This is a genomic window from Streptomyces sp. P17 (genome assembly GCF_032436805.1).
GTDB lineage: Bacteria > Actinomycetota > Actinomycetes > Streptomycetales > Streptomycetaceae > Streptomyces.
In genome coordinates, this window is sequence record NZ_JAVRBF010000424.1 from 1 (window position 1) to 372 (window position 372).

At 40.1% G+C, this 372-nt stretch carries 1 protein-coding gene; it reads right to left on the reverse strand.

The genetic code is table 11. From position 1 onward, the window contains the following. Nucleotides 1–106: 106 nt before the first annotated feature. Nucleotides 107–372, reverse strand: a 266-nt coding sequence (locus tag RMT89_RS41575) for a hypothetical protein (protein ID WP_315888945.1), incomplete at its 5' end; no start/stop codon positions are given.

Genomic DNA, 372 nt, shown 5'->3' on the forward strand with positions numbered 1-372 from the left:
CGCTTGTCTATAGTATAAACTTTATAGCGATAAGGTGCTGTCAGCGCAAATGATCGGAGCTCTCCCTCATCCATAAGTAACATCATAGAAAGCGATTCGAATAAACTCATTTCTGCGCCCCTTCTAGAATTTTGTGAATTTCTTTGCCTGCCGCAACCCTCTTTCTCGATGCTCCATCAGATTGATCGGTTACGTAAGACATTTTTAAGCTCATCAACAGTTTCTTTTCATCGAATGGGGTGCCAGCCTTACTTGCACCAAATTTGACTCTAGGTTTATCCCTAACTTTCGGGTAGTAGTATTTATAACCGCTGTACTCATATGTTTCCAAATATTCCAACTTACTTAGTAAGTACAACAAGCGAGTTACTT